This is a genomic window from Janthinobacterium sp. AD80 (genome assembly GCF_002878455.1).
Classification (GTDB): domain Bacteria; phylum Pseudomonadota; class Gammaproteobacteria; order Burkholderiales; family Burkholderiaceae_D; genus Janthinobacterium.
Genome location: NZ_NRDQ01000061.1, coordinates 1 through 21,142 on the forward strand (window position 1 = coordinate 1; position 21,142 = coordinate 21,142).

16 protein-coding genes are annotated in these 21,142 nt (G+C 64.3%); 6 read left to right on the forward strand and 10 right to left on the reverse strand.

Annotated features, from left to right (window positions below; translation table 11 throughout):
* The 5 genes from JaAD80_RS13200 to JaAD80_RS13220 all read right to left on the reverse strand — a co-directional run.
* Positions 1-540 (reverse strand): HlyD family secretion protein (locus JaAD80_RS13200; protein ID WP_146012381.1); only part of this gene is annotated, 540 nt, incomplete at its 3' end.
* Complete coding sequence (locus JaAD80_RS13205; protein ID WP_102294689.1) at positions 537-2,033, reverse strand: efflux transporter outer membrane subunit; 1,497 nt, start codon at positions 2,031-2,033, stop codon at positions 537-539. The genes JaAD80_RS13200 and JaAD80_RS13205, both read right to left, overlap by 4 nt.
* A 16-nt stretch (positions 2,034-2,049) precedes the next feature.
* Positions 2,050-2,811, reverse strand: coding sequence for an enoyl-ACP reductase FabI (fabI, locus tag JaAD80_RS13210; protein WP_219726823.1), 762 nt, complete (start codon positions 2,809-2,811; stop codon positions 2,050-2,052).
* A gap of 20 nt (positions 2,812-2,831) precedes the next feature.
* A complete protein-coding gene (locus JaAD80_RS13215) occupies positions 2,832-3,017 on the reverse strand; it encodes a hypothetical protein (protein ID WP_102294623.1) in 186 nt (61 codons plus the stop codon).
* Positions 3,018-3,444: 427 nt separating this feature from the next.
* Positions 3,445-4,893 (reverse strand): IgA Peptidase M64, encoded by a 1,449-nt coding sequence (locus tag JaAD80_RS13220; protein ID WP_102294625.1) that lies wholly within the window; start codon positions 4,891-4,893, stop codon positions 3,445-3,447.
* Positions 4,894-5,101: 208 nt separating this feature from the next.
* On the opposite strand from JaAD80_RS13220, the gene JaAD80_RS13225 reads away from it, so the two are divergent.
* Both JaAD80_RS13225 and JaAD80_RS13230 read left to right on the forward strand, forming a co-directional pair.
* Positions 5,102-5,704, forward strand: a complete 603-nt coding sequence (locus JaAD80_RS13225) for a TetR/AcrR family transcriptional regulator (protein WP_102294627.1) — start codon at positions 5,102-5,104, stop codon at positions 5,702-5,704.
* A gap of 8 nt (positions 5,705-5,712) precedes the next feature.
* The gene (locus tag JaAD80_RS13230; RefSeq protein WP_102294695.1) at positions 5,713-6,894 is read left to right on the forward strand and encodes a DUF418 domain-containing protein; all 1,182 of its coding nucleotides are present in this window, start codon (positions 5,713-5,715) and stop codon (positions 6,892-6,894) included.
* Positions 6,895-6,902: 8 nt separating this feature from the next.
* Here the strand turns inward: JaAD80_RS13230 and JaAD80_RS13235 are convergent, their stop codons facing one another.
* From JaAD80_RS13235 to JaAD80_RS13245, 3 genes are all read right to left on the reverse strand, one after another.
* Complete coding sequence (locus tag JaAD80_RS13235) at positions 6,903-8,156, reverse strand: cyanophycinase (protein WP_102294693.1); 1,254 nt, start codon at positions 8,154-8,156, stop codon at positions 6,903-6,905.
* A 159-nt stretch (positions 8,157-8,315) separates the two neighbouring features.
* On the reverse strand, positions 8,316-11,111 hold the full coding sequence (locus JaAD80_RS13240; RefSeq protein ID WP_102294629.1) for a TonB-dependent receptor: 2,796 nt from the start codon (positions 11,109-11,111) through the stop codon (positions 8,316-8,318).
* A gap of 33 nt (positions 11,112-11,144) precedes the next feature.
* Positions 11,145-12,164, reverse strand: coding sequence for a MurR/RpiR family transcriptional regulator (locus JaAD80_RS13245; protein ID WP_258002974.1), 1,020 nt, complete (start codon positions 12,162-12,164; stop codon positions 11,145-11,147).
* A 199-nt stretch (positions 12,165-12,363) separates the two neighbouring features.
* Here JaAD80_RS13245 and JaAD80_RS13250 point away from each other — a divergent pair, with 199 nt between their 5' ends.
* Positions 12,364-13,500: a succinylglutamate desuccinylase/aspartoacylase family protein gene (locus tag JaAD80_RS13250; RefSeq protein ID WP_102294630.1), complete on the forward strand. Its 1,137-nt coding sequence runs from the start codon at positions 12,364-12,366 to the stop codon at positions 13,498-13,500.
* Positions 13,501-13,514: 14 nt separating this feature from the next.
* Positions 13,515-14,903: a YfcC family protein gene (locus JaAD80_RS13255; RefSeq protein ID WP_102294632.1), complete on the forward strand. Its 1,389-nt coding sequence runs from the start codon at positions 13,515-13,517 to the stop codon at positions 14,901-14,903.
* A gap of 390 nt (positions 14,904-15,293) precedes the next feature.
* On the opposite strand, the gene JaAD80_RS13260 is transcribed toward JaAD80_RS13255, so the two are convergent.
* Positions 15,294-15,500, reverse strand: a complete 207-nt coding sequence (locus tag JaAD80_RS13260; RefSeq protein ID WP_102294634.1) for a hypothetical protein — start codon at positions 15,498-15,500, stop codon at positions 15,294-15,296.
* 265 nt (positions 15,501-15,765) lie between these two features.
* Between JaAD80_RS13260 and argH the strand changes: the two genes are divergently transcribed.
* Positions 15,766-17,163 (forward strand): argininosuccinate lyase, encoded by a 1,398-nt coding sequence (argH, locus tag JaAD80_RS13265; protein ID WP_102294635.1) that lies wholly within the window; start codon positions 15,766-15,768, stop codon positions 17,161-17,163.
* A gap of 52 nt (positions 17,164-17,215) precedes the next feature.
* Here argH and JaAD80_RS13270 read toward each other — a convergent pair whose 3' ends face one another.
* Complete coding sequence (locus JaAD80_RS13270; RefSeq protein WP_258002975.1) at positions 17,216-17,851, reverse strand: hypothetical protein; 636 nt, start codon at positions 17,849-17,851, stop codon at positions 17,216-17,218.
* Between the two features lie 694 nt (positions 17,852-18,545).
* Between JaAD80_RS13270 and JaAD80_RS13275 the strand changes: the two genes are divergently transcribed.
* A complete protein-coding gene (locus JaAD80_RS13275) occupies positions 18,546-21,077 on the forward strand; it encodes a M4 family metallopeptidase (RefSeq protein ID WP_102294638.1) in 2,532 nt (843 codons plus the stop codon).
* Positions 21,078-21,142 lie beyond the last annotated feature (65 nt).

Consider the following 21,142-nt stretch of genomic DNA (forward strand, 5'->3'; position numbering starts at 1 on the left):
CTGCGCCGCCGTCACTTGCGCCTTGGCCGCGTTCAGGGCGGCGGCCACGCTGCGCACGCGGGCGCGGTCGTCGTCGAGTTCCTGCACCGAGGAAGCGCCCTCTTTCGACAGGGTTTCGGAACGGGCCAGCCGGCGGCGCGCCGCATCGAGTTCGCTTTCGCGCTGCGCCACCATGGCCAGCGCGGCCGCCTTGTCGCTTTCGCGCACGGCCACCTGCGCTTGTGCGCCCACCACCGCGTCGGACGCCTGCTGCTGGCGCGCGCGCGCTTCGTCGCGCTGGGCCGTCAGCGAATCGACCTGCATGCTGGCCAGCGGCTGGCCTGCCTTGACGAAGTCGCCCTCGCGCACGAGGATTTCCTTCACGCGGCCGGCCAGCTTGGTGGCGACATCGATCTCCGTCGCCTCGATGCGGCCATTGCCGCTAACGAAGCCTTCGCCGGGACCCGTGGGACGCATTTTTTGCCAGGCCACATAGCCCAGCACGAGGACGGCCACGACCAGCGCGGCGGGAATGATTTTTTTCTTCAGTTGTGGAGTCATGGTGTCGGCGATCGCAATGAATTGGTGGACGTGGCGGCGGTGGCGGCAGTGTTGGCAGGCGCGCTGGCAGGGGCGCCGCCGCCCAGGGCCGCATACAGGCTGACCTGGCTGGACAGCAGCGCGCGGCGCGTCTGCACCAGTTGCTGTTCCACCGTCAGCAAGTCGCGCTGTGCGTCGAGCACTTCTAGGTAGGGCGCGGCGCCATTGTCATAGCGCAGTTTGGCCAGGCGCGCGCGTTCGCTCTGCGCGGCCAGGGTCGTCTTGCCGATATCGACCTGCAGCGCCAGCCAGCGCCGATTCGACAACGCATCGGCCACTTCGCGGAAAGCGCCCTGCACGCTTTTTTCATAATTGGCCACGGCCACGTCGCGGCGCACCTCGACCAGGTCCATATTGGCGCGCAGGCGGCCCGCGTCAAAGATCGGCAGCACCAGGCGCGGGGCGAAATTCCACGCGCCGCTGCCCGCATCGAACAAGCCGCCCAGCTCCGCGCTGGCCGTGCCATAGGCGGCCGTCAGGGAAATGGTGGGAAAAAAGGCGGCGCGCGCGGCGCCGATATTCGCCTGCGCGGCGCGCAGCTGATGCTCGGCCGCCACCAGGTCGGGGCGCTGCGTGAGCAAGGCCGATGGCAGGCCCGCATGCAGCGGCTGCAGCACGCTGGCGTCGTCGAAGCGGCGCAGCTCACCAGCCACCGGTGCCAGGTCGACAGGGCCGCCCACCAGCTGCGACAAGGCGTGCGCCTGCACGGCGCGCGCCTGTTCCAGCTGTGCCGACAGCGACAGTGCCTGGCTGAGCAGGGTTTCCACCTGCGTCAGGTCCAGCTTGGAAATCGCCCCCACTTCAAAGCGGCGCGTGAAGATGCGCAGCGATTCGGCGCGGCTGTCGACCGTGGCGCGCGCCAGCGCCACCCTTTCATCGAGTTCGCGCAAGCCCAGGTAGCCATTCGCCACCTGCGCCACCAGGGCCACGCCGACGGCGCGGCGCGCCTCGTCGCTGGCCAGCAGGGTTTGCAGCGCGCTGTCCTTCAGGCTGCGCACCCGTCCCCAGAAATCAAGTTCCCAGGCGCTCACGTTCAAGCCCACCTGGTACTGCGCGCTCGTCATGGGACGGCCCGTCAGGCTCAAGTCGCCGGGCACGCGCGTGCGGCTGCCTTCCGCGCCCAGTCCCACGGTGGGGAACTGTTCCGCGCGCTGGATGCCATACGCGGCGCGCGCCTCTTCAACGCGCAGGGCGGCGATGCGGATATCGCGGTTGCCGGCCAGCGCCTGCGCGATCATGGCCTGCAGGCGCGCATCGGTGTAGTAGCTTTGCCAGGCGATAGCGGCAGCCTGGGCGCCGGCGGGATCGTTTTCCGGATACTGCGTCGCCACGGGCAGCGGCGGCGGCGCGTACGGCGGCGCCATCGAGGCGCAGCCGGCCAGCAGCACAGCGGAGGCCACGGCAGCGGCCAGGGCGGCCACCCTGGCGCGCGGGAAAAAAACGGGAACAGCCATGGTCATCATCTTCCAGTCAGTTCAGAATGTTGTAGCCGCCATCGACATACAGGGTGCCGCCCGTGATGGCGCACGCGCCGTCGCCGGCGAGGAAGGCGCACAGCGCGCCCACGTCCTCGATCGTGGCCAGGCGCCGCAAGGGCGAGCGTTCGATGGCGTCGGCCATCAGGCGGTCGAAATGGGCGATGCCGGAAGCGGCCCGTGTCTCGAGCGGCCCCGGCGAAATGGCGTTGACCCGGATGCCGGCAGGGCCCAGCTCCGCCGCCAGGTAGCGCACGGACGCTTCCAGCGCCGCCTTGACGGGACCCATCATGCCGTAATCGGCAATGACTTCCTCGGCGCCCAGATAACTCATGGTCATCAAGCTGCCGCCATGCGGCATCAGGGGTTCGGCCAGCTTGGCCATGCGCATGAAGGAGTGGCAGGAAATGTCCATCGCCTGCGCGAAACCGTCGGCGGAGCTGTCCGTGACGCGGCCATGCAAGTCCTGCTTCGGCGCATAGGCGATCGAATGGACGACAAAATCAAGCCGCCCCCACTGCCGTTCGATCTGCGCGAATACGGCTTCCAGCTGGCCCGGCACGGACACATCGAGCGGCGCCATGATGGCCGCCTGCACTTGCAGGGCCAGCGGTTCCACGTGCGGGCGCGCCTTGTCATTGAGCCAGGTGACGGCCAGCTCGGCGCCGGCCGCGCGCAACGCGCTGGCGCAGCCCCAGGCGATGCTTTGCGCATTGGCGATGCCGACCACCAGCCCCCGTTTTCCTTGCAAGGGCAGCGACTGCGGCAAGGGCGCGCTCACGGCTTGCTCGGACGCAGCGCCGGCCACGGCGTGGCGGCATTCACGCATTGCACGGCGCCGGCGCACACGGAAGCGGCACAGGTGGCCAGGGTGACGCCGCCGGCGCGCGCATACGGCAGTACGATGGGCGTGTGGGGATGGAGGGTGCTGCATGCGTCAGGCGCGGGGATATGCATCTTCATGGATCTGGCTTCCGTCACTGAAATTCGAGGCCGGCACCACGCCGTGTAGCGGCTGGTACGGGGCGAAAATTACTCTACAGCATTTAGACGCGAGATTTACAAGAAGTCCGATCCGCATGCAGAAGGCTTTGAGCGAGGTCAACTATAAGTGCGATTGCGGCGATGCAACATTGATGTACATCAAATTCTACCTCAATAGTATTTAAATGAAACAAATTGTAAGCAATCGAATCGCGGTATTTATTTAATAACTATTGTAGTCCGGCGAGAAGGAAAATTGCTCGCGCCACGCAAAGTGGTATTGCCGGATAAATGGGGGAAGAAATGGTATTGCAGGAGAAAAATTGTGCGGAGGAAATGAAAATGGGTGCCATGCTATTGCAACGCAACATGGCATCCCATTGATTACTGCAGGAACTATTCTCGCTTAGCGCACGGTGGCCGGACGCGTATACAGGTCGATGATGGTGCTGATGCCATCCTGGCACACGGAGCAGAACGTCTCGCTGCGGTCGAACATGATGCATTGCATTTCGGGCCGGTAGTAGCCGGACGATTCATAATTCGCGCCCTCGAAGGCGCCCACCGCATGGCGCTGCGGCGCCTTGGAAAACAGCTGCTGCGTGTACGCCAGGTCGGCCTTGAACAGCGCACTCATTTCGCTTTCCGGACGATTGGCAGCGCGCAGGGCGGCGCGCTGCTGCTGGTACTCGCGCGCATGGCTGTCGTAGGCTTCCTTCGGCCATGGCGTCGGCAGCGGCGTGCCGGCCTTCACGTGGCTTTTCCATTTCAGCCTGGCCGGATCGCGCAAGGCCGTGGCGTTCGGCTCCCATGGTTCCTGGCGTTCGCCATTCGACTGGTAGGCCACGGGCGAGGTGTAGTACTCGTCCGCCAGGCCGGCGAAATGGTGGCCGAATTCATGCACGAACAGGTAGTCGGCCCAGTCGCTGTTGGCTGCGGCCGTGCTGAACTGGCCGAAGATGCCGCCACCGCCGTAGGTATCGTTGTTGACGAGGATTTCGATGAATTCGTAGGGCGCGTACTGCGCCAGGTCGCGCAGGGCGCGGTTGTCCGTCGTCAGCACATAGCGCTCGCTGCCAAAGATGTCGTAGCGCGTGCCCAGCGGCGAAGCGTGGTGCACGCCCGTCGATGGGCGCGACACGCCCGATTCCTGCGTCGGCGCGGCCATGGCCCACACGTTGAAATCCTTGGCGCGCTCGCGGAATGGCGAGACGGTAAACAGGTGCTCGGCCAATTTGCGCGCCGTCGCCTCGAACTTGCCCATTTCGGCCGCCGTGTAGCCATCGCCCATGATCAGGAGATCGACCTTGTCGGGCGACGGTCCACTGATGCGGATGGGGATCGGCTTGACGGGCGCGGGCGGCTGCTTGCGGATCACGTCCTGCGCGGCCGGGTCGACATCCGTGCTCCACACAATGGAAAACAGGCCGCGCTCGTCGCGCTTGAGGATACGCACGCGCACGGGCTGCTGCGGCTGCGGGAAGCGCACCGATTCCTGGAAGGCGCGCGTGGTGGTCTTGGCTTCATCGGTGCTGGCCCATTCGCCGAAGATGGTGGAAAAACCGCGCGAGTACAGCACCTTGCCCGACTTGATGTCAACCACTTCCAGCAGGTTGTTGCCACGGTTGCTGTCATCGATGGTGCGCGCCATGTTGCCAGGCCATGGCAGCGGTTCGACCAGCACGCGCTCGACCGCATAATGTTCGCCCAGCGCATTGCCGCTGTGCTGGTAGTCGAGGCGCATGGTGGCCGGCTGCGCCGCATTGGCAGCCCCATTGGCAGCCTGCGCAAGGGGTGTCATACCCGCGGCCAGCGCCAGCGCGCAGAGGAAGGATCGGATCGGTGTCAGCTGCATGGCATTCCTAAAACGGTAGAAAAACAGGTGAAGGGAGCGGTTTCCCGAACAATCGGCGGCCCTGCCGGCGGGCCTGCGAAAAACCGCTGCGGCACATTGTAGCGACAGCTTGGAGGCCTGCAAAGCCTCCATTGCAGCAGATGTCCTTGACCTCCCGGCAAGGCCGGATTATATTAGATTGACCAGTCTACTAATGGAGTAAAGCAGCATGCGCACCATCGATCCCGACAAGCACGCCGCGCGCCGCGCCGCCATCCTGGCGGCGGCGCGCCACTGCTTCGCCCGCAAGGGCTTTCACCAGACCAGCACGGCCGCCATTTGCGCGCAGGCGGGCATGAGCCCGGGCAACCTGTTCCACTATTTCGCCACCAAGCAAGCCATCATCGCCGCCATCGTCGAGCAGGAAGGCAGCGAGACGGCCGCGTATTTCGACGAACGCCAAGGCGGCGCCGACGCCTACGGCGCCCTGCTCGACTTCGTGGACGTGGTACTGGCGCTGGCGGCCGACGGCGACTTTGCCGGCCTGGCACTGGAGATTGCCGCCGAAGCGCTGCGCGACGCGGATATCGCCATCCGCGTGGCGCGCAACGACGCCACCTTGCGCGCCGGCGTGCAAGCCTTGCTGGAAAACGCGGTCGCGCAAGGCCAGGCCGATGCCACGCTCGACATGGCGCAAACGGCCAGCTGGATCGCCGCGCTGGTCGACGGCATCTTCAACCGCGTCGCCGTCGACCCGCATTACGCGCCGCTGGCGCAGCGCGACAGCCTGCACGTACTGCTGGCGCGCTTCCTGCGCCCTGCCCTGGCATGAGCGCCGCCATGACGGCCGCACCGGTGCGCATCGCCGACGTCGACGCCCTGCGCGGCTGCGCCCTGTTCGGCATCCTGGTCGTGAATATCTGCGCCTTCGCCACGCCGTGGTTCGGCCTGGGCCTGACCGACCCGGCCTTTCACGGCGGCGTGGACCGCGTCACGCATTTCCTCGTCGCGCTGCTGTTCGAGACCAAGTTCTACCTGCTGTTCTCCTTTTTATTCGGCTACAGTTTTACCCTGCAGATGCAGGCGGCCGCGCGTGCCGGCGCACCGTTCGCGCCGCGCATGCTGCGCCGCCAGACGGGCCTGTGGCTGATCGGCATCCTGCACGCCATCGTCCTGTTTCATGGCGACATACTCACCACCTACGCCGTGCTGGGCATCGTGCTGCTGGCGCTGCACCGCTGCGGCGAGCGGGCCGCCCTGGGCCTGGCCCTGATGCTGGTGGGCGCCTGCGTGGCATTCTGGGCGGCGCTGGCCTGGCTGCAAGGCTTGCAACCGGCGGACGGCGCGGAACATGCCCTGGCGATGGCGCAAAAAGCGGCGGCCGCGCTGGCGGCCTACCGTGGCACGCCGGCCAGCGTGATGGCGCAGCATGTGCGCGAACTCGGTGAAATCTGGATTGTGCTGCTGCTGGTACAGGCGCCATGCGCGCTGGCCATGTTCCTGTGCGGCCTGGCCGCCGGCAAGCGCGAACTGCTGCTGCATGCCGCTGACTATCTGCCGCTGCGCCGCCGCCTGCAGTGGGCAGGCGCGCTGGCAGGGCTGCCTGGCGCCGCGTTTTATGCATGGACATCCGTGTATGGCGACAGCCAGGCATGGCAGGTGGCAGGGCTGGCCGTGGGCCTGGCGACGGCGCCACTGCTGGCCGGCGCCTACGTGGCCATCGCACTGGCCCTGTTCGAGCGCCTGCGCGATGGCGGGCTGTATGCCCTGCTGGCCGACACGGGCCGCATGGCCCTGTCGAACTACCTGCTGCAGTCGACCGTCTGCGCCTGGCTCTTCCTCGCGTATGGCGCCAGGCTGATGGGCAGCGTCTCGCCGCTCGGCGCGCTGGCGCTGGCCGCCGCCATCTTTTGCCTGCAACTGCCACTGAGCCGCTGGTGGCTGCGCCGCAATGCTTATGGCCCCGTCGAATGGCTGCTCAGGGCCTTGACGATCGCCGCCTGGCCGCGCTGGCGGCGGTAAGCTGCCGCTTACTTGTAGCGGTACAGCGGCTGGCGCAGCTGGATCGGGCGGATATCCAGGCGCAGCTTCAGCACGGAATACGCTTCCGCCTCGGTGGAGCTGTAGCCGACGCTGTTGACCGTTTTACTGAAGCGGAACTCGAAGCCCAGGTCCGGATACGGATCGCGCGGGTTGCCGAAAGCGATGCCGATGGCTTCCTGCTGCGCGTTGTCGATCAGGTTGCCCATCAGGTCGAGCACGGCATTATTGCCGAGGATATCGTTGGTAAACACGGGTTCGCGCATGTCCGGCTGATTCGGATCGAGCTTGTTGTCGGCCTTGTCCGGCGACGGCGTAAACACGCGCGTGACGAGGTTGAATTTGTCGCCCCGGTCCAGGTAGCTGATGGCGGCATTGCTGATATTGAAATTTTTCACGCCACGGTCGCTGATGGCGCCCGACAGGTCGATCAGCAGGGCGCCGCTGTAGCCGATGACTTCCACGTCACGCATGGCGTCGACCACCATGGCGCTGTTTTCATCGATACCCAGTCCCAGGTGATAGCCCTTCTTCAGCATCACGGGAATCATGCGGGCGAAGCGGCCTCGCACCAGCAGATGCTGGTCGACGAAGACATCGCTGCCGATGAAGCCCAGGCCAGGCGCGATTTCGCGGCCGTCCGTGACGCCCATCTTGAGCATGTCGAGCACCGGCTTGGCATCGTAGAACATGGTAGTGCTCATGATGGCGGCGCCCGCGCTGGAACCGGCGATCACGCCGCCATTGCGGTAGACCGACCAGATGGCTTCCAGCGCGGCCGTGCGGCTGCCGTCCTGGCGCAGCAAGGCTTGCGTAATGCGCCCCTGGTCGCCGCCAGCGAAATAAATGCCGGTGGCCGACTTGATCTGCGTGACGATGGACGGGTCCTCGGCCGCCTTGCGGTAATCGCTATTCGGCAGTTTCACGGCCAGCGGCACGAAAAACGCATCGGCGCCGTACTGATTGAGCTTCCTGATGATGCTTTCACCGGATTTCTCCGGGTTCATCGCGGCCGAGGCCAGCACGGCGATGCGCGCGCCCTTGCCGCCAGAGAGGGCGACGATGCGCTGCCAGACTTCGGCATTGTCGGCCCGCAGGCCGCCGCCGATGATGACGAGGGTGCCCTGCGGCGCCGTGCCGATGGCACTGCCGGCGGGCGCCGCCACGGCGGGGATACTGCAACACGCCAGCGCGAACAGCAACGCGGCACAGAGTTGTTGATACAGGCTTGCGGATGATTTCATGGTGCCTTTCGAATACAAGGAAAGTGGCGCATGCTGATTGATGCAGGCACGCGCCATTGCTGCCGATACTGCTGCTTGCAACCCAACTCCATCGAACTACGATACTACTTGCCGCACACGGCAGCGTTATTGCGGTATCTCCCGACTTGATGAAACATCCTACTTGAAACTGTAATTGGCGCTGGCATAGAAGCGCCGGCCGCGCGGGTCCGTGTAGGTCGGGTCATAGCCGGAAAGGAAAAAGTACGCCTGGTTCGAAAATGGCGGGCTGGTATTGAACAGGTTCTGTATGCCCGCGCGCAGCTTGAACTGCTTGCTGACGGCGTAGGCGCCCGACATGTCCCAGATCGTGTAGGCCTTCACCCGGTTCTGCTTGACGACGCTGCCGTCGTCGACGTTGATGGCCGAATTCTGGTCGTCGTAGCCGCTTGAATAGGTGTTCGACAGGCTGGCCGAATACGGGCCGTTGTCCCAGTCCAGCGTGATCGTGTGGCGCCAGCGCTGCACCACGCCATCCGTGACGAACTTGTTCAAATTGCTGATAAAGCTATCGCCAGGACTGGTCTGGATCTTCGAGTCGAGCACATAGGTGCCGCTCAGGTGGCCGCCGAAACGTCCCCACGCCGTTTTCACGCCATGCAGGTCGGCCGTGATGTCGATGCCCGCCGCTTTTTGCGCGCCGCGGTTTTCCTTGCGCAGCTCGATATAATCGATCAAGCCGTCTTCATCGCGGTGTACCAGGTCGCCATATTTGGACAGGTTGGCGAGGATGATGTCGTCACCGATTTCACTGATCAAATTCGTGCGCTTGATGTTCCAGTAGTCAGCACTGAGGGTCCAGTGCTGACTCGGTTCGAGTACCAGGCCGGCCGTGAACTGGCGGCTGCGTTCCGGTTTCAGCTTGTCGTTGCTGTAGCGGCGCGTATCCCAGTTGTCGGCGCAGACGGAGTAATCATTGTTCTCGCTGGCGCAATACACGGGATCGGGCAAGGTCGCCGTGCTGCTGTAGGCAGTGGGCCGGTGCAGGTCGGACATCGATGGCGCGCGGAAGCCCTTGCCGGCCGAAGCGCGCAGCAGCACCTGCTTGCTGGGCATGTAGGTCAGGCCGATCTTCGGACTCAGGGCGCCGCCCACTTGCTGGTAATGATCGTAACGGCCGGACAACTGCGCCTGCCACTGTTTGCTGAACGGCAGCAGCAATTCGCTGTAGATCGCTTGCACATTGCGGCTGTCGCTGGTGGCCACGCCGCCCTCGGGCGCCGCGTCGTTGTTGATGTTGTCGCTCATCAGCAAGGCCGATGGGCGGAACTCCGTGCGCTCGCGGCGCACTTCGCCGCCCACGGCCAGCGCCATGTCGCCGCCACCCAGCGCCATCAGCGCGCGCGATGCCTTGAAATCCAGCGAGTCCATGGTGCCGCGCGCATGGCGAACCTCATCGTTCACCTGGATGCTGTCGAGCAGCGCCTTGCCTTCCGCGCCCGATGGGCCGAAGGGATTGATGCGGCCATCGGCGATGCCTTCCAACAGCTTGTCATACAGGACATAGCCATGCGTATCCTTGTCCTTCACCACATTGACGCTGTGGTTCAGGCCCACGTCATAATCCCAGCCCGCGAGCGTGCCGGTGGCGCCCACCACGAAACGCTGGCTCTCGCTGGTCAGCTGGCTGGTGCGCATGCCCGCCTCATTCAGGCGCATGCGCAGTTCCAGTTCGCGCCCAACCGGTTCGCCATCCTCATCGAGCGCCGTATCGAAGCCCGCATTGGCCAGCTGCGGCACCTTGCTGTAATCGAGATAGCCGATGACGCGCGCCGAAGAACCCACGTAGTAACTGCGCGAGCGGCTCAACGCCACCTCCGCATACAGCTGGTGCTCGTTATTCAGTTTCAGCACGCCGCGCGTGAGCAGGTTCTGCTTGTCCGTCTTCGGATACAGCTCCGTGTCTCCCATGTAGTCGTAGGTACAGGCATCGACGCCGCCCGTCCCCGCCGGCAGGTACAGATTGGCCGGCGGCGCGCAGTTCGGGATCGAAAAATTGATCTGCCGGTTGGTGATCGGCTGGCCGTTGAGCTGGAAATCGTTGTCCTGCAAGTGCGTGCGCTGGGCGCCGCTGAGGCGGATATTCGCCGGACTGGTAAAGCTCGACAGCAAATGCCCGAGGCGCTGCGGTATCTGCAGCTTCGGAATGAACTTACGCTGCGAGGAACTGAGGCGGTCGGTTTGCTGCAGGTCGACGACGGCAAAGATATTGTAGCCATCGGCGGCCAGGTCGCCCGTGCCTGCCGTGATGCTGGCAGTGCGCTTGCCGGCGCCGCCTTCCTGCGTGCCGCTGCCATACAGATTCAGTTCCACGCCCTGGTAATCCTTGCGCGTGATGAAATTGATCACGCCGCCGATGGCGTCCGTGCCGTACAGGGCTGAAGCGCCGTCGAGCAGCACTTCCACGCGCTGCAGGGCGGCGGCGGGGATATTGTTCAAGTCCACGCCCGCGTCGTCGCCGGGCGAAGCAAAGTTGGCCATGCGCCGGCCATTGAGCAGCACCAGGGTCGACGAGGTGCCCACGCCGCGCAGATTGGCGCTGTTGAAGCCGCGCTGGTCGCCGCCCACGTTGATGCTGGCGCCATCGGTCAGGCCGCCCACGTTGGCCGAGACGCGCGCCATCAGTTCGGCCGCCGTCGTCACGCCCGCCTTTTCGATGTCGGCGCGCGAGATGATTTGCACCGGCAGCGCCGTCTCGGACTCCAGCCGCTTGATGGCCGAACCCGTGATTTCCACGCGCTGCATTTTTTTCTGTACCGGTTCCGCATCCGTGCCTTGTTCCTGCGCCAGCGCACCATTGCCCAGCATGCCCAGCGCCGCCGTCACGCTCAAGGCGGCCACTGCCAGGCGCACCGCATGTGCCAGTACCGCTTCGCGTGGCAGTGCGCGGCGGCCGTGTTGTTTTTCCCTATGCATTGCAACTCTCCCGATGATGTTAACCCTGATTTTTTATAGTGACTGCTTTTTATGCACTGCCTTGCGCTGCTTGACTGCTGTTTTCCGGGGGCCCTGCATGCCATGCTCGCCGCCATACAGGTAAGCGGCGATCACCTCGCTCAGGCGGGCGGCCTTGTCGACGTTGTCCTTGTTCGACACCATCAGCGCCACGGCCAGCGCCTCGATCATGGCCAGTGCCGTGCTGGCGCTGCTGGGCAGGACGGGATGCGTGCTTTGCGCGTACAGCGCGTGGTCGGCCAGTTCGGCCAAGGGGGATGCGGGTGAGTCGGTGAGCGCCACGATGCAGGCGCCGCGGTCGCGCGCGAAGCTGGCCAGGCCGATGCAGTCGAGCGTGTAGCGGGGAAACGAGATCACCACCAGTACGTCGTGCGCCGTCAGGTTGACCAGGTGGCCAGCCGCCACTTCCGAGCCGCCGATGCCCACCACTTCCACCACGTGCGGGCAAAATGGCTGCAGATGCTGCACCAGCATGCCGGCCAGGTTGGCCGACAGGCCAAAGCCCATCACATACACCACCCTGGCCCGCGTCAGCCGGCGCACCACGGCGTGCATCTCCGGCAGCGACAGGGCGCCGGAGGTGGCGGCGATATTCGCGGCCGCATATTCCAGGCTTTGCGTGATGGGCGAGGTGGCGCGCGCGCGCCGCTCTATCGTATGGCGCAATTTGTCGACCGGCTGCAATAGTGACTGCAGGGTTTCCGCCATGGCGCTGCGCATGGCGGAATAATTTTTCTGGCCGATGTCGCGCGCGAAGCGGCTGATGGTCGCCGTCGACACCTGGCAGCTGTCGGCCAGCTCCTCGATGCCCAGCGCGGTGACGCGCATCTGGTTGCGCAGCAGGTAGTCGGCGATCTGCCGCTGCGACGCCGAGCCGCCACCCAGTACATGCATCAAGGCCTGCCCCAGCGGCGACTGCGCAAACGCGGCGTCGGGCGACGCCAGCGCGCCGGACAGCGCCGGCGTGCGTGGCGTGCGCTTGATGCTGCGGGCAGGACTGGCGGATGCTTTCATATCACTGGCGGCCTGTGCTTGTCTGTGCGGCGCAGCGGTGCCGCTGCATAAAAAATGGATACTGGAACTCACTGTACGCATATCAAAAAGAAAACTCAACAAATTTTTGTAAATGGATTTTCATTGATTTACTTAGTGAAAATAATGCGACATAATCGACCGAAATCCACCAACCATGCACCTTTCCGGGGCACTCACCATGCAAGTACAACAGCATCCGATCTCCACGCCGCACGCCAGCGTGTCCTGCCAACTGAGCAGCTTTCACTTCGGCGGCGCGGCGGCCGACAGCCGCAGCGGCAAGAAAGTGTATATCCAGGCGGCGCTGCATGCGGACGAGGTACCGGGCATGCTGGTGTCGCAATTCCTGCGCCGCGAACTGCTGGCGCTGGAAGCGGCGGGCAAGGTGCATGGCGAAATCATCCTGGTGCCGGCCGCCAATCCGCTCGGCCTGGCGCAAGCCATCCATGGCGCGCCGTTCGGCCGCTTCGACCTGACCACGGGCATCAATTTCAACCGCGCCTACCGCCACGTGGCCGATGAATTGAAAACCACGCTCGCTGGCAAGCTGGGACAGGATGCGCAAGCCAACGTGGCCCTGATACGCGAACACGCGCGCGACGCCGTCGCCGCCTGGCGGCCCGGCACGGACGCGGAAACGCTGAAGAAAACCTTGCTGGGCATGGCCATCGATGCCGACATCGTGCTCGATCTGCATTGCGATAACGAGGCGGCCCTGCACATTTACACGGGCACGCCGCTGGCGGCGCAGATCGCGCCCCTCTCCGCGCTACTTGGCGCGCGCGCCGTGCTGCTGGAACTGGCGGCCGGCGAAGAACCATTCGATGAAGCGTGCAGCCGCCTGTGGTGGGATCTCGACGCGCACTTTGGCGGCCGCTTCCCGATTCCCGCCGCCTGCCTGTCGACCACCGTCGAGTTGCGCGGCGAAGTGGAAGTGAGCTACGCCCTGGCAGAACGCGACGCCACCGCCCTGCTGCGCTTCCTCGCCATCGAAGGCGTGCTGGAAATCGCCGGCGCCGGCGACGGCCTGCCCGCGCCGCAATGCGAGCCGACGCCGCTGGCCGGTGTGGAGCCTATCCTCGCGCCGCATCACGGCGTGCTGGTGTACCTGCGCGAAATGGGCGACGTGCTGGCCGCCGGCGATGCGCTGGCCGACCTGATCGACCCGGTCAGCGGCGAAACGACGACGTTGCGCTGCACCGTCGCTGGTGTATTCTTCGCGCGCAGCGCCCACCGCCACGTCCTGCGCGGCATGAATGTCGGCAAGGTCGCCGGTGCCGTCGCCTTCCGCGGCGGCAGCCTGCTCAGCCAATAAAGAACCCAGGCACCATGAGAAAATTCAAGCTCCCCAATACCTTCGTCCTGCTCTGCGGCATCCTGGCCATGATCGCGCTGGCCACCTGGCTGGTACCCGGCGGCAAATTCGACACCCAGCTGGTGAACGGCAAGCAGCTGATCATTCCCGGCACCTTCCACTATGTCGAGAACAAGCCGCAAGGCCTGGCCGCCCTGATGATGGCGCCCATCAAGGGCTTCGTCGACGCCAGCCTGATCATCGGCTTCGTGCTGATCGTCGGCGGCGCCTTCGCCGTGCTGCAAAAAACCGAAGCCTTCGATTCGCTGATCAAGGCCATCGCCAAGGCGCACACCAGCTCGCGCTTCGTGCGCGCCGCCATCATCCCCGTCTTCTTCACCATGTTTTCGCTGGGCGGCGCCACCTTCGGCATGAACGAGGAGGCCATTCCCTTCATCCTGATCTTCGTGCCGCTGGCCCTGGCCCTGGGCTATGACACCATCACCGGCGTGTCGATTCCCTTCATCGGCTCGCAAGTGGGTTTTTCCGCCGCCTTTTTGAACCCGTTCAACGTCGGCATCGCGCAAGGCATCGCCGGCGTGCCGATCTTTTCCGGCATCGGCTACCGCCTGATCGTCTGGGCCATCGCCACGGCCGTCAGCATCCTGTTCCTGATGTGGTACGCAGCGCGCATCAAGCGCCACCCGGAAAAAAGCCCGACCTACCTGCTCGACATCGAAAAGCGCAGCGAACACACGCTGGACCTGGACAGCTTCGCCGGCATGACGCGCACGCACCGCGCCGTGCTGTGGATCTTCCTGGGCACCTTGCTGACCATGGTCGTCGGCGTCGTCAAGTACGACTGGTTCATCGATGAAATCGCCGCCCTGTTTCTGGTGATGGCCATCGTCGTCGGCCTGGTCGGCCGCCTCGACATGGACAGCCTGGTGGCCGCTTTCGTGCAGGGCGCGCGCGACATGGTCAGCGTGGCGCTGGTCATCGCCCTGGCGCGCGGCACCATGATCCTGGCGCGCGACGCGCAGATCATCGACACCATGCTGCACGCATTGACGCCGCTGGTGGCGTCGTCGAGCCCCGTCTTCGCCGCGCAAAAGATGTTCTTCATGCAGTCGGTGATCAACTTCTTCATCCACTCGGGCAGCGGCCAGGCGGCGCTCACCATGCCGATCATGGCGCCGCTGGCCGACCTGGTGGGCGTGACGCGCCAGACGGCCATCCTGGCCTTCCAGTTCGGCGAATTCACCACGCCGATGATCCCCACCTCCGGCATCACCGTGGGCGTACTGGCGCTGGCGCGCGTACCCTGGATCACCTGGGCCAAGTGGATGATCCCGCTGCAGCTGATCTACCTGGTGCTGGCGCTGCTGCTTCTGATTCCTCCCTGCCTGATGCACTGGCAGTAAAAAACGCCACGGCGAGCCATGCTCCCCGTGGCGTTTTTTCTTACCGAGATTTTCCGGGTGCGCCGGCAAGCGCGGAAACTGGCAGGATCGTGGCGCGGCCGCCAGGCCTGAATCAATGGACAGGTAGTACGGATGGGCGGAAAAAACTTGCACGATGGGGGAAAATAATGGCGATGCCGGGCAACTGCCGAAACAAGGTGTGCGTGCCGCCGGGCCGGCGTGTGCTTGCCAGGGAATGCATGCGTGGTGGCTGGCATGAACCGGGGGCGCCGCCCGTCCTGACTGCCGATGATGCCGTTTGGCTGGAGCTGATGCTGTGACTGATGCTGCTTGCTGCTTGCTGACTACTGCTTGATGACTACTGGTCCTGCTGGCATGCCATAACCGCGCTTACAGCGCGGCTTTTTCCGCGGCGCTCAAGCGCTTGGCGCTCACATACACGGTGTGCATGGTGACGTTATCGGCGCTGGCCATGAGGGCGGCAGGGGCGGCTGGCGCGGCGCGGAACTTCGGCACGGCGGCCGTGGCCAGGCTGGTGGCAGCGGCGATGGCGATGATGGCGACGAAGATGGCTTCCATGTTTTTGGCGATGTTCATGATGTTTTCCTTTAGGTGGCTGGTTGTGTGCTGCGATGATTGAACTGTAGGCCGATCGTCCCTGCACTGCCACCGGATTGCGACAAAACGCACGATTGGCGGGACAGAATACAAAAGCGCGCGATGGAAGGCGGATGGCCCCCAGCCGCGCCCATCTGACGCCTGCAAGCCCCATTGCGCGCCATTTCCCCGCCTTGCGCGCCCCTAAAAGTCCTACCGCGGGCCAACCTTGTTTATAATCGCCCTACACTAAAGGACTTCTTTCATGACTGATCAATTCTCCAAAAAGGGCGAAGCCTGGTCGGCCCGGTTTTCCGAACCGGTCTCGGACCTCGTCAAGCGCTACACCGCCTCTGTATTTTTTGACAAGCGCCTGGCGCTGTTCGATATCGAGGGTTCGCTGGCCCATGCGGAAATGCTGCATGCGCAAGCCATCATCAGCCCGGCCGACTACGCTGAAATCCAGCGCGGCATGGCGCAAATTTCGCAGGAAATCGCCAGCGGCCAGTTCGAATGGCTGCTGGACTTGGAAGACGTCCACCTGAATATTGAAAAACGCCTGACGGAACTGGTCGGTGATGCGGGCAAGCGCCTGCATACGGGCCGTTCGCGCAACGACCAGGTAGCGACCGACATCCGCCTGTACGTGCGTGCCGCCATCGACGACATCACGACCCTGCTGGCGACCTTCCGCAGCGCGCTGACGGACCTGGCCGAGCAGCATGCCGACACCATCATGCCGGGCTTTACCCACATGCAGGTGGCGCAGCCGATCACCTTTGGCCACCACATGCTGGCGTATGTCGAGATGTTCGGCCGCGACGCCGAGCGCATGGCCGACTGCCGCAAGCGCGTCAACCGCCTGCCGCTGGGCGCCGCCGCGCTGGCCGGTACCACCTTCCCCATCGACCGCCTGCGCGTGGCCAAGACCCTGGGTTTCGACGACGTCTGCCATAACTCGCTCGACGCCGTCTCGGACCGCGATTTCGCCATCGAATTTTGCGCCGCCGCCGCCGTGCTGATGATGCACGTGTCGCGCATGGCCGAAGAACTGGTGATCTGGATGAGCCCACGCATCGGCTTCATCGACATCGCCGACCGCTTCTGCACCGGCTCGTCGATCATGCCGCAAAAGAAAAACCCCGACGTGCCGGAACTGGCGCGTGGCAAGACAGGCCGTGTCTACGGCCACCTGACTGGCCTCCTGACCCTGATGAAAGGCCAGCCGCTGGCCTATAACAAGGACAACCAGGAAGACAAGGAACCGCTGTTCGACACCGTCGACACCGTCATCGACACCCTGCGCATCTTCGCCGACATGGCCGGCGGCATCACGGTGAAACCGGAAGCCATGCGCGCGGCCGCCCTGCAAGGCTACGCTACGGCGACCGACCTGGCCGACTACCTGGTCAAGAAAGGCTTGCCCTTCCGCGATGCGCATGAAGCCGTGGCCCTGGCCGTGCGCGCCTGCGTCGACGCGGGCTGCGACCTGGCCGACCTGTCTTTGGAGCAGCTGCGCGCCTTCTCGCCACTGACGGGCGAAGACGTGTTCGAAGTGCTGACCCTGGAAGGCTCCGTGGCCGCGCGCGACCACGTGGGCGGCACCGCGCCTAAGCAGGTGCGCGCCGCGATTGCCCGCGTGCGCACGCAGCTGGCAAAGTAAGACCGGCTCACGCCTGAAAGCGCCCCGCTGCAGCACTGCAGCGGGGCGCTTTTCATTGCGCGGCGATTTTCGACAGCACGGAAAACGCCGCCCCCGTCTGCGATGCCTCCAGCAGCAAGGTCAGCTCCGTGTAGGTGCAGATGATGTTGATCAGGTTGATGCGGTCCCACGCCAGGCGCCGCAGGATGGCGTGGTACACGCCCGGCGTGTAGCAGGTTTCCGGCGCCAGGTGCAGGGTCACGGCCGTCACCCGTTCCAGGCGCGCCAGTTCCTGCTCGCTGCCGAAGACTTCCTCCACCAGCGCGTGCAGGGTGCGGCTGCAGATCACCATCACCTCGTTGACGCCGCGCGTGATGGTGATGAAAGTGCCCCGCTGCGGTGCTGCCAGCGCCAGCAGCTGCCGCTGGCAGGCATAGGTCTGGTCGGAATAGCGGTAAGTAAACACCATCAATTCGCTGCGCGTGGAGAGTTCTCCCGCGCGGTGCGCCAGCACGATCTCGCCGCTTTTCTGCGGCGGCATCCGTTCTGCCAGGCGGCGCAGCGCCATGACCACGGCGGCCTGTCCCACGGGCTTCCATAAATCCGTCTCCAACTGCGGCTGCAGCTGGCGCGCCAGTTCCGACAGGTTGAGCAAGCCCCGTCCCAGTCCCTCGCTGAGAAAGGCCGATTCCATCACGATCTGTTCCACTTTAGTCGCTATCGAAAGCATAGTTCCGCGGGCCGGCGATTCCGGTGCACGCACCAGGAGCCGGCAACCCTTCCTTAAAAAAAAAGACGCACTACTCCCGCGGCCACGCCTGGAAGCGGGGCCGCACAGCTGGACAAACACCCTTGCGGGCGCCGGGTCAGGTGATGGCGGCTAGGAAGGCGGATGCAGCATCAGCGCCGCTCCAGAGGGGAAATGGCTGAAACCAACTGCAGAGAACAGTACTGACGTCATGGAAGACTCCCGATTTTTTTCCCGATGCGCTACCTGAACGCGGTCATTGCCGCGTGCGCTTTTTTTGTCGTCGCCTTGCCCGCTGGGGGCAATGCGACGACCTAGTGTAGATCGCAACATTTAAAAAACGCAACAGTGTTTTGCCAACAGAACGGCCCAATAGAGGGAGTAGTCCAAAACAAAAGTTACGGCTTGCGACAGATCAAACCTTCGCTGCATAAATCGCGGATAAATGTTCAATTCTTAACAAATAAACGCCCCGTGACCCATTTTTTGAATTTTTTGACATGGCGATATCGACAAGTTTAGTGTCGCTCTACCCGGCGCCATCCCATTACAACAACGGCAGGCTATCCGCCCGCCGCCAGGCACGCCGGGGTGGCCATCAGACAATCGCGGCCAGTTCATTCACCATTTTCCTAACCGATACCCTGGAGCAGAAATGAATTTACGTTTGACGATAGTTGCCGCATCCATCGCCGCCCTGCCGCTGATGGCCACCACGGCGCATGCCGCCATGCCGCTGCCATCTACCCTGATGGCCGCCCCGGTCAGCCTGGCGTCGCCACAAGAGACTGCCAGCCTGGTCAATAAACTGGCGGCACAGGCACGCAGCCGCGGCCTGAACACCGAGCATGGCTTTGCCGTGGGCGCCCAGCATCCTGGCGTGAGCGGCACGCGCGTGAGCCGCGTGCAGCACACCTACAAGGGCTTGCCCGTCTTCGGTTCCGAAACAGTCGTGGTCAGCAACAGCGCCGGCGACATCGTCAGCGAATCGGTGTCGGACCGCGCTTCCGGCCTCGGTAGCGGCGGCGTCAATTCCGTCACCCGCAGCGCCACCACCGATATCGACACCACGCCTGCCATCAGCGCGGCCGCCGCCATCGCCGCCGCCGTCGACAACATCGGCGTGCGCGCCGTCGACCATGTGCCGCCACAGGCGCAGCTGCTGATCTACCCCGTCATGAAAACCGTGCGCGTGGCCGGCGCCGAAAACAAATCGGAAGCGGCCCTGAACGCCCTCGACGTGCAGGACGTCGTCGACCATTACGAACTGGCCTATCTGGTGCAGACGCGCATGATCAGCGGCAACAAGCCGATCTACTACGATACCGTCGTCAGCGCCAAGGATGGCCGCATCTTGCGCCAATGGAAAGCCCTGAAAACCGTGGCCGGCATCGGCAACAGCCAGTACAACGGCCAGGTGCCGCTCAACACCACGCTGACCGGCAGCACCTACACCATGAAAGACCCGAGCCGCGGCACCGGCGGCAGTTTCGGCGGCATGGCCATCACCAACGCCAACCACGGCACCTCCTCGGGCAGCGTGTACAGCAGCACCAGCAATACCTGGGGCGATGGCCAGCAGTACATCAACGGCGGCAGCACCACCAACGCCAATGGTCAGACGGCGGCAGTCAACGCCATGTGGGGCCTGATGAACACCTACGACACGCACAAGAATGTGCTGGGCTGGTCCAGCCTGGACGGCAACAACACGGCCACCCACATCGCCGCCCACGTCAACACGGCCTACGACAATGCCTACTACGACAGCAGCTGCAAGTGCATGTACATCGGCGACGGCGGCAGCTCGTTCAACAACCTCGGTTCCATCGACGTGATCGGCCATGAAATGGGCCACGGCATCACGGACGCCACCTCGGGCCTAATCTACTCGCAGGAGTCGGGCGGCTTGAATGAATCGAGCTCCGACATCGCCGGTGAAATGGTGGAAGCGTATGCGCGCGCGGGCGGCACGGGCACCAGCATCCCCAACACGGGCAACGATTGGATGACGGGCAAGGAAATCGCCAAGAATGGCCAGCCTCTGCGCTGGCTGTACAAGCCTAGCAAGGATGGCAGCAGCCCGAATGCGTGGAGCAGCACCATCAAGAACCTCGACGTCCACTACAGCAGCGGCCCGAACAACCGCATGTTCTACTTCCTGTCGCAAGGTTCGAACTCCACTTCCAGCAGCGACTACTACAGCTCCTACCTGAACAAAAGCCCGCTGGCCATGACCGGTATCGGCAGCGACAAGGCTTACCGCATCTGGTTCAAGGCGGCCACCACCAAGTTCACCTCGTCGACCAACTACGCCGACGCACGCAACAAGGTGCTGCAGTCAGCCGAGGAACTGTATGGCGTGGGCAGCGCCGAAGCGACCGCCGTCAAGCGCGCGTATGCGGCCATCAACGTGGGCACCGACGTCGATGAATCGACCACGGGCGGCGCGGTCACCATCACCAGCCAGCCGGCCAGCATCACGGTCGCGCCGGGCGCCAGCGCTTCGTTCGCCGTCGGCGCCGGTGGCGGCACGGCACCGTACACCTACAAGTGGTTCCGCAACGGCGCCGTGATCAGCGGCGCCACCTCGCCGACCTACAGCTTCACGACCGTGGCGGCCGACAGCGGCGCCGTCTTCAAGGCCACGGTGACGGATTCCTCGTCGCCCGCCGTGACGGCAACGTCGAACAACGCCACCCTGACCGTGGGCACCAGTTCGGCCACGGAACGAGTGACGAACGGCGGCTTCGAGTCCGGCGCCACGGGCTGGAGCGGCACCACCGGCGCCATCGGCACCTTCACGGGGCAAACCGCGTATGAAGGCACGAAGTACGCCTGGCTGGGCGGCAATGGCACCACGGCCAGCGAATCGCTGACGCAAAGCGTGGCCATTCCGGCCGCCGCCACCGCCGCCAGCTTGACGTTCGCGCTGCATATCGACACGGCCGAAACGGGCAACACCGTGTACGACAAGCTGGTGGTGACGGTGAAGAACAGCGCCGGCACCGTGCTGGGCACCCTGGCCACGTACTCGAACGTGAACAAGGCGGCCGGCTACCAGATCCGCACCTTTGACCTGATCGCCTACAAGGGCCAGACGGTGCAGCTGTCGTTTGCCGCGACCGAAGACGCCTCGCTGCAAACTTCGTTCGTGATCGACAAGGTCAGCCTGGTCACGCAGTAAGCGCTTGAAGATGCGGGCAAGCCGTCGATACAAGGCTTGCCCGCACCGCACGATTGATTTTCTGG

Excerpts from the sequence above, each read along its gene's own strand:
- JaAD80_RS13205 (WP_102294689.1), bottom strand. The coding sequence starts at position 2,033 with ATGGCTGTTCCCGTTTTTTTCCCGCGCGCCAGGGTGGCCGCCCTGGCC.
- JaAD80_RS13215 (WP_102294623.1), bottom strand. The coding sequence starts at position 3,017 with ATGAAGATGCATATCCCCGCGCCTGACGCATGCAGCACCCTCCATCCC.
- JaAD80_RS13220 (WP_102294625.1), bottom strand. The coding sequence starts at position 4,893 with ATGCAGCTGACACCGATCCGATCCTTCCTCTGCGCGCTGGCGCTGGCC.
- JaAD80_RS13225 (WP_102294627.1), top strand. The coding sequence starts at position 5,102 with ATGCGCACCATCGATCCCGACAAGCACGCCGCGCGCCGCGCCGCCATC.
- JaAD80_RS13230 (WP_102294695.1), top strand. The coding sequence starts at position 5,713 with ATGACGGCCGCACCGGTGCGCATCGCCGACGTCGACGCCCTGCGCGGC.
- JaAD80_RS13235 (WP_102294693.1), bottom strand. The coding sequence starts at position 8,156 with ATGAAATCATCCGCAAGCCTGTATCAACAACTCTGTGCCGCGTTGCTG.
- JaAD80_RS13240 (WP_102294629.1), bottom strand. The coding sequence starts at position 11,111 with ATGCATAGGGAAAAACAACACGGCCGCCGCGCACTGCCACGCGAAGCG.
- JaAD80_RS13245 (WP_258002974.1), bottom strand. The coding sequence starts at position 12,164 with ATGAAAGCATCCGCCAGTCCTGCCCGCAGCATCAAGCGCACGCCACGC.
- JaAD80_RS13250 (WP_102294630.1), top strand. The coding sequence starts at position 12,364 with ATGCAAGTACAACAGCATCCGATCTCCACGCCGCACGCCAGCGTGTCC.
- JaAD80_RS13255 (WP_102294632.1), top strand. The coding sequence starts at position 13,515 with ATGAGAAAATTCAAGCTCCCCAATACCTTCGTCCTGCTCTGCGGCATC.
- JaAD80_RS13260 (WP_102294634.1), bottom strand. The coding sequence starts at position 15,500 with ATGAACATCGCCAAAAACATGGAAGCCATCTTCGTCGCCATCATCGCC.
- argH (WP_102294635.1), top strand. The coding sequence starts at position 15,766 with ATGACTGATCAATTCTCCAAAAAGGGCGAAGCCTGGTCGGCCCGGTTT.
- JaAD80_RS13275 (WP_102294638.1), top strand. The coding sequence starts at position 18,546 with ATGAATTTACGTTTGACGATAGTTGCCGCATCCATCGCCGCCCTGCCG.